Genomic DNA, 12469 nt, shown 5'->3' with positions numbered 1-12469 from the left:
ATTATGAAACACTTTGCCTATTCTATATTGGGCTGTCTATTGCTTTCTTTGAATGCAGCTTTTGCTCAAAAAACGTGGTCGTTTGACGGGCAGGATCCCTTACTTTCCAGTGACGGCAAGTCATTGTTGAATTTGTACACTATAAAGGAAATACCGGAATTTGTTGCCGGAGTCGAAGGTAAAGCCCTTCGTACAGACGGGTATTCTACTTGGATGGATGCTGCCACGGAAGGAGATGTTTCGTCGTTGTCCGGATGGTTTGCTCTGGAATCTTATCCGACGGATACTGCTGCTTTTATGGGAATCAGAGACATGGTAGGAACATCTGTAGCGGTATGTGTGGACCGTTATGGTGGGCTGCTGTTGGGAATGGGACAGAATGGCTCGTACTCTTACTGCTCATTAAAGACAAAAGTCGACCGCTTCAAGTGGCTACATGTAGTCCTTGATTTGAGTAATAAATCGGTTTGCCTGAATGGGCAGAGGATGAATTCAGAGGTATGGTCTCGGAACTTACAGGATGGGGAAATGACGCTTCGGGTAGGTAAGGATTTCAGGGAAAAGAAGGTTTGGATGTACGATGTTACGGCTATAAACGGGCTGATTGACGGGATAAGCCTCACTCCCTTTCCCGATGATTCGTCTGCATGGAGAGACGAGATTGCCTTAGGATTGAAGAAGACCCCGGTTTTGGCTATTCCGGAAACCCGTTTTGCGAAGGACTTCAACCGTCCCCGTTATCATCTGTTGCCGGCTGCCAATTGGACGAATGAGACGCATGGTTTACTTCTTTATAAAGGTAAATATCATATATTCAATCAGAAGAATGCTTCTGCAATCTTCTTGGGGCAGATAAATTGGGGACATTTCAGCAGTCCCGATATGCTTCATTGGACCGAGGAAAAGCCGGCTTTGACTCCTGATGCTGCTTATGACAAGAATGGAATATGGTCCGGGCACGCTGTCATCAATGATGGCGGTCTCCCCCAGCTGATATACACAGCCGGTGGAGACAAGATGGGAGTGGGTATTGCTTTTCCGAAAGATACTGCGCTGATAGAATGGGAGAAATATGCGGGTAATCCGGTCATTGCCGAGAAGCCTGCCGGATATACCCGTACGGACATGCGCGACCAGTATGTCTGGAAAGAGGGTGATGTCTGGTATATGACTATTGGTTTCGGCATTGAGAAGACCGATACACCTCACGGAGCTTTGCTGCTTTATAAATCGACAGACCTGAAGAAATGGGATTTTGTACATTTACTGTTTGAGGGCAATCCGGAAGTGGATGAATCCGGTATTTTCTGGGAAATGCCGGTTTTTAAGAAGATGGGCGGCAAATATGTTCTTTTGGTGAATAGGGTTCCTCATAAAGGCATACCTGCGCGTTGCCAGTATTGGATAGGAGATTTCAAGAATGAAAAGTTTATGCCGGACAACCCGGTTCCTCAAAATCTGGAGGTCATCAACCGCTTGCTGTCCCCCTCTGTTGTTGAGACCCCGGAAGGGGATGTTGCTGCCATTGCCATTATACCCGATGAAATAGGAGGGGAGGCCACTTATGAACAAGGATGGGCACATCTCTACAGTATGCCCAGAAGATGGCAGCTGAAAGATGGAAAACTATGCCAGACACCCCATCCCGTGATGAAACAATTGCGTGAACAACCGACGGTTTATTCCAGACAGGCATTGACTGCTGCGAAACCGTGCATTGTGAGCAGAGGGGAACATCAGCTTGAAGTCAAGGCGACTTTTTATCCCGGTGACGCAAAACGGTTTGGATTTACATTGTGCAAGAACCCGGATAATGGCGAATATAGCCTGATTTATTATGATGTGAAAAAGGAGGAGTTCATTGTGGACCAGACGCATTCCTCCTTGCGTGCACACATTCCTTTGACGCTCCGCAAGGACCGGTATCGTTTGGATACAACCAAGCCGGTGGAGATTCGTCTGTTTATAGATGGTTCTGTGGTGGAAGGATTTATTAATGACGAGGATGCATTTACTACAAGAATATTTCCTCTGAAAGAAAACAGTACGCTATTGGAACTATTCTCTGATGGAAATACAACGGAAGTTACTGCCGAAGTTTGGAAACTGAAAGATGCAAGGGTAAAGATGAACTTTTAATAAAAATACAGAAAATGAAGATACCAACTATATTGGGTGCGCTTTTATTGGCAGGAACATTGTCTGCCGGTGCGCAAATGAATTCAGACAGTTTATACAAAGAGCCTTATCGTCCTCAGTATCATTTCAGTCCGGAGAAGGGCTGGATTGGTGACCCGTCGGGATTCATGTACTATCAAGGTAAATATCATATGTACTGGTGGGGTAAAGTCGAATCTACAGATTTGGTACATTACCAACAGATAACCCCTTATGCCATGACCGGAGCGGATGACAATATCAGTTACTTCACCGGTTCTGTAGTCATAGACAAGAATAACACGGCCGGCTTCGGTAAAGGTGCCTATGTGGCGGCTTACACTGTTTTTGAGAAGGATTCCAAGAAACAGGCGCAGGGTATCTCTTTCAGTCATGACGGAAAGACGTTTCATTATTATGAAGGCAATCCGGTTCTGGACCTTTGGAGTACGGAGTTCAGGGACCCTACCGTCTTCTGGCACGAACCGACCCAAAAATGGGTGATGGTTGTAGCCAAGGCCTTGGAGAAGAAAATCAAGTTTTATACCTCTCCTGATTTGAAGAGCTGGACTTGGACCAGTGATTTCGGCCCTGCCGGTGACAGTGAGAAGTCTTGGGAGTGCCCGGATTTATTCCAGTTGTCGGTTGACGGGGATTCTGACAAGAAAAGGTGGGTGATGGTCGTATCTGTAAACTGGGCACAGGAACAATACTTTATAGGAGACTTCGACGGCACTTCTTTTAAGCTAATGGAGAACCATCCTGCAGAGCCCCTATACGTGGACAAAGGGCTGGACTTTTACGCATCCCGTACATTTCAGGATTTTGACGGAACGTTGGATTCCAAGATTTCGATGGGCTGGGTTGCAACCTGGGACTATGCACCAGTAGCTCCATCGAAGTATGGAAAGGGCTTTTGGTCCATTCCCCGCAACCTGGAACTGAAGACATACAAGGAAGGCGTGAGGCTGGTGCAGAAACCTGTCGAACAGCTGCAAACACTTCGCTATAAGCCTGCTTCGGTAAAACGTACTCTATCGATGGGGACACAGAGGTTACCCGGCTTTGTTCCCAATGAAAATGTCTACGAACTCGATGCTTCGTTTTCTACTGACGTATCCAATATCTTTGGTTTTAATTTATGTGTGGGTGAAGGGCGCAAAGTGGTAGTCAGCTATGATACGGATTCATATAATCTAGTGATTGACCGTACCCATTGCTCCGACGTGCAGATTCCCAAATTCAGCCGCATGGCATATACCAGAGTGGAACCGGTGGATAACAAGATACGTTTGCATATATTTGTAGACAAATCGAGTATTGAAATCTTTGCCAATGACGGGAAGGATGTATTCACATTATTAACCTATCCGGGTGAGGCTCAAACTTGTATTGAACTTTTCGCGCAGAAGAAGGGGACAAAGATGGAACTGGATGCCTGGATGCTTAAATCGATATGGAGATGAGGAATTTATTGTTTGCACTGCTGCTGTTGCCTTTGATGGCTTCTTGTGTGAAGGATACGGCACAAGTGACTTGGGACTCCCTGTTGGATGAAATGATATCCGTGGAAGAATCTGCACGTTATCCGCTTGTGCCATACCATTGCCTGCAAGTCAGCAGTTATGACCGCTCTTCCGTGTCTTCCGATTCACCGGGATGGTTTGCCAATAATGATGGCTATGGCATTGTCCGCACGGATACGGTTGATGGGAGAATTGAACGTGTGATGTTTGATGAAGAGGGCCCTGGAACTATTACTCGTATCTGGATAACTACAGTTGACAAGCGTGGAACCTGGAGGTTTTATTTTGATGGGGAAAGTACTCCCGGATGGATAGTCCCTGCTTATGATTTGATGCAGTTCGGAATACCCGAATTAGGTAGGGGGCTGCTTCAACCCCACACCAGCTATACCCCCGACGGGAAAGGCGGCAATACTCTTTTCCTGCCCATCCCTTTTGCCCGAAGCTGTAAAATTACATTTGAAGATGAACCAGGCATTACGCCTACCCCCAAATACTATCACATCAATTACCGCAAGTATCCCGAAGGAACCTCTGTAGAAACTTTCTCTGCAGCATCTGTAGTTCGCATCGGTGAGAAAATTTCAAAAGTAGATGATTTCTTGCTGCATCCTAAAACCCGTTCCGGTTTGCAGATAGATAAGAAGCGGCAAGTGCTCCAACCGGGCGACTCTTTGTGGATTGACTTGCCGCCAGGGGAAAATGCGGTTTATGAAATCAGCTTCCAACTTGAAAAAGCCGATTCAACGGTTTATGCCCAACTGATGCGTAATCTTATATTTAAAGCTGATTTTGATGGTTTGCCTACTGTTTGGGTTCCTCTTTCGGATTATTCGGGAGGTGGTATGGGAGCTCCAGCTGTTGATAGTTGGTTCTTGTCTGCCGACGGACAAGGCAAGGTGGTGAGTCGCTGGCTGATGCCCTATAAAACAGTGGGTAGGTTATTACTACAGAATATCTCTACACAGTCTGCAGACGTGAGTATGGAAGTTGGAACGGTACCTTTGTCATGGGGAGAGCGTTCTCTCTATTTCCATGCTTCCTGGCGCCAGCAGACTGGACTTCCGGTTTATGAGCGCCCGGATGATGATGCAAATTGCCGGGAGTGGAACTTTGCTACATTGACCGGACGAGGCATATACAAAGGGGATGTTCTGACTCTGTATAACCATTCGCGTGCCTGGTATGGAGAAGGGGATGAAAAAATTTGGGTGGACGAGGATTCCTTTCCGTCTCATTTCGGTACCGGAACAGAAGACTACTACAACAGTTCATGGGCTCCGGTCGTGATATTTCAGACGCCTTTTGGAGGTGCTCCCCGTGCCGATCAGGCGAGTTCTCACGGCTATAATACCTTCTTCCGTACTCGGAACCTGGATGGCATTCCGTTTTCTTCGCTTCTGCGTTTCGATATTGAGTTGTTGAGTTGGGTGAGCGGGACGGTGGACTATGCAACTACCGTTTACTGGTATGGGGATGCGGCTGCCAAAGCTGTTGGAACATCCAAGGTGGAGGAGGCTACAAAGGAATTGCTGCCCATTCCTGCCGATTTGTCTAAATATCGTAGGGAGAACAGTATTGAGTTTGAAGACAAGGTACCAGTTGCTGCTTCTCCGTCCATTCGTTTTGACAAGCAGAGCATGCTTGGCTTTGTTGATGCCCAATGGAGCGGTGGGACTCAGCTTCTTTGCATCGGCGGAAAGCCGGGGGACTTTGTGGAGTTCGAGTTTGACCGACTGGAAAACCGTTCTTATAAGATTGCCGTTTATGCGACTAAAGCAGCGGATTATGGTATGACCTCTTTCTTTGTGAACGGAAAGGACACACAAGTCTGTCTTGACGGATATGATACAAAAGTTACACTTTGCGGTCCCGTCGTTTTGGGCTCCTTCACCCCGGTTGATGGAAAGATTGCATTGAAAGCTGTCATATCGGGAACCAACCCTCAGGCCGTGGGAGAAGGCTATTTGTTAGGCCTGGATTGCATTATTTTAGACTGAATGTAACATTTGTAATATACTTTGAAACAAAAAAGATAGCCTCACACTGCCTGATGGCGTATCTTTGCACTGTAGAAAACAGTTTTAATTTAATACCAAGAAACATCATGAATTTAAAAAACAATTTGTTGACTGTGCGATGGACCCTTACCTTTATAATAGGTACAATCTGGTCTGTCTTTTCGTGTCAGGCTATTAATCCTCCTTTCGTGATTAAACATTTAGGTGACGGACAGAGCATTGTCCAGATTGAGAATCAGAAGAAATTTCTGTTGCTTCCCGTAGAAGAGGCTGCTCCGGAAGCAAAACTGTATATGATAGCCAATAATGACGTAGTGCGCAATATGAATGTTCGTCTGGCTGTAAATAAGGTGGACTATTTTGTTCCGGTAGATCTCTCCGGATTTGATAATAAATCACTTTCCTTCAACTTCCAGTTGATACCCGATACGGCTATTTGCTGGGATGAAATGAAACTTTCCAATGAGTTTGATACATCCAATCGCGAGAGTTTCCGTCCGCTTTATCACTTCACTCCTCAATATGGCTGGATGAATGATCCGAACGGCATGGTATATAAAGATGGTGTTTATCATTTGTTTTATCAATACAATCCTTACGGTTCTATGTGGGGAAATATGCATTGGGGACATGCCACCAGTACAGACCTGGTGAATTGGGAACATCAGCCGGTAGCCATTGCGCCCGATGCGTTGGGAACTATCTTCAGCGGTTCCTGTGTGGTTGATAAGGATAATACGGCAGGTTTTGGTGCCGGCGCAATCATAGCTTTCTATACTTCAGCCAGCGATCGCCAGGTGCAGAGTATGGCTTACAGTCTGGACAACGGAAAGACATTCAAGAAGTATGCGCGTAATCCTATACTGACTTCCACCCAACGTGATTTCCGTGATCCGAAAGTTTTCTGGCATGACGCTACCGATAAATGGATCATGATTCTTGCCGTAGGTCAGGAAATGCAAATCTACTCTTCAGCTAATCTGAAGGACTGGGCTTATGAAAGTAGTTTCGGTGAAGGTCAGGGGGCTCATGGTGGTGTATGGGAATGTCCCGACCTGATAGAATTGCCTATTGAAGGTACGGAACTGAAGAAATGGGTTCTAATCTGTAATATTAATCCCGGCGGACCTTTCGGTGGAAGTGCCACTCAATACTTTGTAGGTACCTTCGATGGAAAGAAGTTCGTAAATGAATCACCGAAAACCACCAAGTGGATGGACTGGGGAAAAGACCATTACGCTACCGTGACCTGGAGCAATGCGCCCGAAGGACGCCATATCGCCTTGGCATGGATGAGCAACTGGCAATATGCCAACAATGTACCTACTACTCAATATCGCAGTGCCAATTCCGTTCCCCGTGACCTGAGTCTGTATACCTCGGCAGGCGAAACATATCTGAAATCTTCTCCTTCCAAAGAGTTGCTTAAGTTACGTGAAAAAGAAGAAAAGAAACGTTCCTTCAAAGTGGACCGTACCTATAATCTGGATAAACTGCTTTCCGATAATACGGGTACATATGAAATTGAAATGACAATTAAGAACCGGAATGCTGAGATTGTAGGTTTCCAACTATTTAATTCAAAAGGAGAAGAAGTGGATATCTATTATAATCTGGTAGAGAAGAAATTCGCAATGGACCGTAGTAAGAGTGGAATCGTATCATTCAGCCAGGATTTCCCGATAGTGACTTTTGCTCCAATAGAGGATAATCCGGAAATGACATTACGTCTTTTTATTGATAAATCGAGTATTGAAGCATTTGGAGAGGACGGACGTTTTGCAATGACAAACCTTGTATTTCCATCGGAACCTTATAACCGCATCAGTTTCTATGCTAAAGGTGGAAGCTATACGGTCAGTTCGTTCAAGGTTTATAAATTGAAGTAAAATTAGTCTGTTTTACCTCTTTTACCATCCCTAATCTACACCAAAGCCGTACCAACTCCGTATTTGCTCCGTACCTAAGCGTTTGGACCAGACACGAAGTTGGTACGGCTTTGATACGGAGTTGGTATGGATATGATAGGCCGATTGGTCTATTTCTCTTTTATTCTTCTATTTCGATAGTGTATTTTCCTCTGAATATTTCTTCGGGTTGCAGATGCTGTATCCAGTCCTTTTCTTTATATTCTCCTGTATAGTGTGCTCTGTCACAACGACCATACCACGGTTCTATACAGACGAATGGAGCATTCTTGGAAGGAGGTGACCACAAGCCGACTACAGGTGCATTGAAATGCAGGCTGAGGTAAGGTTGCTTATCCTTATTATATAGAGTAACCTGCCGTACCTGACTGTTTTCCAATATCAGTGCATCTTTATCAAAAGTATGTATATCTAAAGGTAACAGTCCATCAGTTAACTTCAACGAATATTTGGTGTCCGGATCAGCGCAGCCCTTTTCGGAAATGAGGATATATTTCAGGCTGTTCTTTTTTCCAAAGCCAAAGAAACCCCGCTCTTTTGTAGTTGCATCGAAATCCGGATAATAGAATGCCGGGTGTGCTCCAATCTGGAAATGCATTTCTTTTTCTCCGGTATTCTTCACTTCCCATGTTACATCGATTTTCTTGCCATAGATGCGATAACCAATTTCAAGACAAAATGGAAAGGGGTATTTCTTGAGTGTTTCTTCGTTGCTGACAAGTTGATAGCGCACTTCGTCGTCATGCTCTAATATGAGCGTAAACTCCATGTCGCGGGCAAATCCATGCTGTGTAAGGGCGTAGGTTGTACCTTCATTGCGATATTCATTTTCCCACACACTTCCTACGATAGGAAAGAGCACCGGTGAATGACGTTTCCAAAATGCGGGGTCTGCTTGCCACAGATATTCTTTTCCATTAGAGAAAATACTGCACAATTCGGCTCCATGTGCAGAGACCTCGATACTAAGTTTTCCGTTAAAGAGTATTTCCATAATGATTTATTTATGAGTTTGTTGTATGTACTTGTACAAAAGTAGCTAAAATGGATGATAATAGGGCTCAAATACGGCTAAAAAACAGTCTGGTATCATAATTGATATTCTTTGTAACAAAATTGTTATCCCGTTGTCGTGGTATTCGCTTCCTTTGCAACATGCTTTCCCGAGCAAGAAATACTTAAATTAATACCATACAACCATGAAATCAAATTCTTCGTTATCCAAGCTCTTCCCGGTGATGCTTTGTTTCTTCGCCATGGGATTTGTTGATCTGGTAGGCATTGCCTCCAACTATGTAAAAGCTGATTTAGGTCTGACGGATTCTCAGGCTAACATCTTCCCCTCGTTGGTTTTCTTCTGGTTTTTAATCTTTTCCGTACCGACAGGTATGTTGATGAGCCGTATCGGACAGAAAAAGACGGTACTTCTTAGTTTACTGGTAACTTTTGCTTCTTTATTGTTACCGGTTTTCGGCGATAGTTATACGCTGATGCTGATTTCTTTCTCTTTATTAGGTATCGGCAACGCGCTTATGCAGACTTCACTGAATCCGTTACTTTCCAATATTGTCAGAGGTGACCGTCTGGCAAGTAGTCTAACCTTTGGACAGTTTGTGAAAGCGATTGCCTCGTTTCTTGCACCTTACATTGCCATGTGGGGAGCTACGCAGGTCATCCCATCCTTTGGTCTGGGCTGGCGGGTGCTATTCCCTATTTATATGGTAATTGCTGTAATTGCTGTTTTACTATTAGGGCAGACACAGATCGCTGAAGAAAAAGAAGAAGGCAAACCTTCTACATTTGGCCAGTGTTTATCTCTATTGGGCAAACCGTTTATTCTGCTTTCTTTCATTGGCATTATGTGCCATGTGGGAATTGATGTGGGCACGAATACTACTGCACCTAAGATTTTAATGGAACGCTTGGGTATGGGATTGGATGATGCTGCGTTTGCTACCAGCCTTTATTTTATATTCCGTACGGCAGGTTGCTTTACAGGTTCTTTCATTTTGAGAAAGATGAATGCCAAATCGTTCTTTGCTATCAGTAGTTTTATGATGTTATTGGCAATGATAGGGCTTTTTGTTTTTCATTCAAAAACATCTATTTATATTTGCATTGCATTGATAGGTTATGGTAACTCAAATATATTCTCGATTGTCTTTTCGCAGGCATTGCTGTATATGCCCGGCAAGAAGAACGAAGTTTCCGGTCTGATGATTATGGGCCTTTTCGGTGGAACAGTGTTTCCGTTGGCAATGGGACTGGCAAGTGATGCGGTAGGACAAAGCGGTGCAGTAGCGGTAATGACAGTCGGTGTGCTTTACCTGCTGTATTACACATTGAAAATCAATAAGACAATCTCTCATGTGTCGTAAATCATAAATCATAAATAGTAAATCTAACAAGTATCATGAATAAAATTATCGTTGGAATGGGTGAAGCACTTTGGGATGTGCTGCCCGAAGGAAAGAAAATAGGTGGTGCACCTGCCAATTTCGCTTATCATGTATCACAGTTTGGTTTTGACAGTCGTGTAGTAAGTGCTGTAGGGCATGATGCTGACGGACGGGAAATATTGGATGTTTTTGCTCAAAAGAAGCTGACTTGCCAGATAGAGCAGGTGGATTACCCTACGGGTACGGTACAGGTTACTCTTGATGCTGTCGGTGTACCTTGTTATGAAATTAAAGAGGGGGTAGCTTGGGATAATATTCCTTTTACGGACGATTTGAAACGGCTGGCTCTTTCTACCCGTGCCGTTTGTTTCGGTTCTCTGGCTCAACGCAGTCCTGTGAGTCGGGCTACTATCCAGCGCTTTTTGGATACGATGCCTGACGGAGAAGATCAGATTAAGATTTTTGATATTAATCTTCGCCAGGGATTTTATACGAAGGAGATTCTTTGCGAATCTATGCGTCGTTGCAATATTCTTAAAATCAATGATGAGGAATTGGTGACAATCAGCCGCATCTTTGGCTATCCGGGTATTGATTTACAGGATAAATGTTGGATACTTCTGGCTAAATACAATCTGAAGATGCTGATTCTGACTTGTGGAACCAATGGCAGCTATGTATTTACTCCGGGCGTAGTATCTTATCAGGACACACCGAAAGTTCCTGTTGCCGATACTGTGGGAGCGGGTGATTCATTTACTGCTGCTTTCACATCTGCCATACTTAGTGGAAAACCTGTTCCTGAAGCACATAAACTGGCCGTAGAAGTTTCTGCTTATGTTTGTACACAGAGTGGGGCTATGCCGGAATTACCGTCTGCTTTTAAGAGTCGGTTGGAGTAAGTACCTGAAAGGTTACAATTAGATTGTTTTCTCCTTTATCATTACTATTCTGATATGGTAATGATAAAGGAGATTCATTTATATGGCAAGTAATTTGGTATTATAAGGGCATTGTGTAGCATACAATACCTTTTTTCTTCCAACTTCCTTCTATTCCATATTCCTGTTTGTCTTCTGTAGTGTAACAATAATCATTTTCATTTGCTGCTTCGTATAGAGGAATGGCTCCGTCTACGGGTGAAGTATATACATATCCCAGTTCTTTTTCCAGTTGCCATCCGGCGTCTGCTCGTAATGACTCTATGGATAAACGTTGTTTTTGTCCATTGCTATATAAATACAGAGGCACGGTATGTGTTCTTTGCTGTTTGTAGATGGAACAAACGGCTCCTTCGTATTTTTTGTTGGAGTGCACTGCAATATCTAAATAAGATGTATCGTATGTGTGATTTTTGCCATTCCAAGCCTGAAGTAATGGAGTTGTGGAAACAGACGATAACTTTTGGTTGGAAATATATTTTTCTATGGCATCTTTCACTTGTTTTCTTTTGGTGGCATCCGCTATCAGTTCATAAATAGGAAGAACTTTGTCTTGAGTGATTTTAGTCAATGTATAATTTTCTTCATTGAAGGACTTCCACCAAGCATTGAAGCCATCGGTTATCGGCTGTGAAGTCAATAGGCTTGTATTTCCTCCATAGAATTCCAGTATAAGCTGGCCTCCTATGCTTTGTGCCACTTCTTCTTCCCATCCGCCGACACCGCTTCCGGTAAAGAGACCTTGCTGGCCTATTTTGGTCAAAGCGCTGAGTAAGGTGATTCTTGCACTGCTGGCAGCCGATGTCGCTGTAGGCACTGCTGTCCGGAAAAGTCCTCTGAATCGTGCCCCTATGCCGACGTCCACTAAAAGGTGTGTGCCATATTTGTTTATGATATCTTCTGCTGTCAGACTGGCGACATCATTTTCAAACTCCTGTGTAAGGTATCTGTATTTATATTTTTCTGAGTTATAGAAGAACGAAAAGTACCAGCGTTCCGCCGTAAATAGCTGTTCGCTGGAAGCAAAAGAATATTGTGAAGAATGGTTGTAGTCAGATTCGAACTCTTTGTGCTTGAGAATGGTACCGATCGATAGAGCATTCCTGGATTTTACGTCTCCCAGTATTAGGTTATTGGTCATGTCGGTCAGGAACGTTGTTGCATTTTCTCCAGCGTAGTCTCTGGGTTCGGAAGCATTTGCCCGCATACGATAGATATTATCTTCATCGCTGTTTTCCAATTTCTCCAAATCTATTATAGGTGCTTTTATGGCTTCTGGACTTAAGTAGTCGGCAGTAACATCGTAGCCCGCACCAAGAATTTGCTTCATACTTGCCGGGTAGGTTTTGAAAATGACTTCCTTGTCAGGAATAGCTTTGAGTTCATAGATATCAGAAGGAGTTTCATCTTCCGGGGTGAAATCTGAATCTGAGGAACATGCATATGAAATACATGCCAGAATGACAAAATAGAATAGCTTTTTCATAAAATAATAGT

The 12469-nt window shown here is 44.0% G+C and carries 8 protein-coding genes; 6 read left to right on the top strand and 2 right to left on the bottom strand.

Going from position 1 to position 12469, the window contains the following annotated elements; genetic code table 11:
• The first annotated feature begins 3 nt into the window (after nucleotides 1-3).
• The 4 genes from DW036_RS08395 to DW036_RS08380 all read left to right on the top strand — a co-directional run bounded on the left by DW036_RS08395 (nucleotide 4) and on the right by DW036_RS08380 (nucleotide 7593).
• Nucleotides 4-2139: a glycoside hydrolase family 32 protein gene (locus DW036_RS08395; protein WP_118462984.1), complete on the top strand. Its 2136-nt coding sequence runs from the start codon at nucleotides 4-6 to the stop codon at nucleotides 2137-2139.
• A 14-nt stretch (nucleotides 2140-2153) separates the two neighbouring features.
• The gene (locus tag DW036_RS08390; RefSeq protein ID WP_233560354.1) at nucleotides 2154-3623 is read left to right on the top strand and encodes a glycoside hydrolase family 32 protein; all 1470 of its coding nucleotides are present in this window, start codon (nucleotides 2154-2156) and stop codon (nucleotides 3621-3623) included.
• A 35-nt stretch (nucleotides 3624-3658) separates the two neighbouring features.
• Nucleotides 3659-5683, top strand: a complete 2025-nt coding sequence (locus DW036_RS08385; protein WP_233560360.1) for a glycoside hydrolase family 172 protein — start codon at nucleotides 3659-3661, stop codon at nucleotides 5681-5683.
• Between the two features lie 107 nt (nucleotides 5684-5790).
• On the top strand, nucleotides 5791-7593 hold the full coding sequence (locus DW036_RS08380; protein WP_118462981.1) for a GH32 C-terminal domain-containing protein: 1803 nt from the start codon (nucleotides 5791-5793) through the stop codon (nucleotides 7591-7593).
• Between the two features lie 160 nt (nucleotides 7594-7753).
• On the opposite strand, the gene DW036_RS08375 is transcribed toward DW036_RS08380, so the two are convergent.
• The gene (locus tag DW036_RS08375; RefSeq protein WP_118462979.1) at nucleotides 7754-8626 is read right to left on the bottom strand and encodes an aldose 1-epimerase family protein; all 873 of its coding nucleotides are present in this window, start codon (nucleotides 8624-8626) and stop codon (nucleotides 7754-7756) included.
• 205 nt (nucleotides 8627-8831) lie between these two features.
• Here DW036_RS08375 and DW036_RS08370 point away from each other — a divergent pair, with 205 nt between their 5' ends.
• Nucleotides 8832-10010, top strand: a complete 1179-nt coding sequence (locus DW036_RS08370) for an MFS transporter (protein WP_118462977.1) — start codon at nucleotides 8832-8834, stop codon at nucleotides 10008-10010.
• Between the two features lie 35 nt (nucleotides 10011-10045).
• Entirely contained in the window at nucleotides 10046-10933 is an 888-nt protein-coding gene (locus tag DW036_RS08365) for a carbohydrate kinase (RefSeq protein WP_118462975.1), read from the top strand.
• Nucleotides 10934-11033: 100 nt separating this feature from the next.
• On the opposite strand, the gene DW036_RS08360 is transcribed toward DW036_RS08365, so the two are convergent.
• Nucleotides 11034-12458 carry an MAC/perforin domain-containing protein gene (locus tag DW036_RS08360; protein ID WP_118462973.1) on the bottom strand — a complete coding sequence of 475 codons (1425 nt, stop codon included), beginning with the start codon at nucleotides 12456-12458 and terminating at the stop codon, nucleotides 11034-11036.
• Nucleotides 12459-12469 lie beyond the last annotated feature (11 nt).

Source organism: Bacteroides sp. AF39-11AC (assembly GCF_003474285.1).
GTDB lineage: Bacteria > Bacteroidota > Bacteroidia > Bacteroidales > Bacteroidaceae > Bacteroides.
This window is presented reverse-complemented; position numbering and strand designations above follow the sequence as displayed.

What these genes read in the sequence shown, in the direction of transcription:
- DW036_RS08390 (WP_233560354.1), top strand. Translation starts at nt 2,154, where the DNA reads ATGAAGATACCAACTATATTGGGTGCGCTTTTATTGGCAGGAACATTG.
- DW036_RS08370 (WP_118462977.1), top strand. Translation starts at nt 8,832, where the DNA reads ATGAAATCAAATTCTTCGTTATCCAAGCTCTTCCCGGTGATGCTTTGT.
- DW036_RS08365 (WP_118462975.1), top strand. Translation starts at nt 10,046, where the DNA reads ATGAATAAAATTATCGTTGGAATGGGTGAAGCACTTTGGGATGTGCTG.
- DW036_RS08380 (WP_118462981.1), top strand. Translation starts at nt 5,791, where the DNA reads ATGAATTTAAAAAACAATTTGTTGACTGTGCGATGGACCCTTACCTTT.
- DW036_RS08360 (WP_118462973.1), bottom strand. Translation starts at nt 12,458, where the DNA reads ATGAAAAAGCTATTCTATTTTGTCATTCTGGCATGTATTTCATATGCA.
- DW036_RS08375 (WP_118462979.1), bottom strand. Translation starts at nt 8,626, where the DNA reads ATGGAAATACTCTTTAACGGAAAACTTAGTATCGAGGTCTCTGCACAT.
- DW036_RS08385 (WP_233560360.1), top strand. Translation starts at nt 3,659, where the DNA reads ATGGCTTCTTGTGTGAAGGATACGGCACAAGTGACTTGGGACTCCCTG.
- DW036_RS08395 (WP_118462984.1), top strand. Translation starts at nt 4, where the DNA reads ATGAAACACTTTGCCTATTCTATATTGGGCTGTCTATTGCTTTCTTTG.